Source organism: Reyranella sp., assembly GCF_052439685.1.
In the GTDB taxonomy this organism is placed as follows: domain Bacteria; phylum Pseudomonadota; class Alphaproteobacteria; order Reyranellales; family Reyranellaceae; genus Reyranella.
On record NZ_JBQVQG010000072.1, the window covers coordinates 1 to 379 of the forward strand.

Sequence of the window (379 nt, forward strand, 5' to 3'; positions counted from 1 at the left end):
AAGGGGGCTAGCGTTGCTCGGAATTACTGGGCGTAAAGGGAGCGTAGGCGGACATTTAAGTCAGGGGTGAAATCCCGGGGCTCAACCTCGGAATTGCCTTTGATACTGGGTGTCTTGAGTGTGAGAGAGGTATGTGGAACTCCGAGTGTAGAGGTGAAATTCGTAGATATTCGGAAGAACACCAGTGGCGAAGGCGACATACTGGCTCATTACTGACGCTGAGGCTCGAAAGCGTGGGGAGCAAACAGGATTAGATACCCTGGTAGTCCACGCCGTAAACGATGATTGCTAGTTGTCGGGATGCATGCATTTCGGTGACGCAGCTAACGCATTAAGCAATCCGCCTGGGGAGTACGGTCGCAAGATTAAAACTCAAAGG

Annotated in this window: 1 rRNA gene (cut by a window edge); it reads left to right on the forward strand. The window is 51.7% G+C overall.

The window, feature by feature from the left end:
* Positions 1-379 (forward strand): 16S ribosomal RNA (locus tag ACT6UX_RS30370) (its annotated part continues 390 nt past the right edge of the window); the annotation flags it as partial.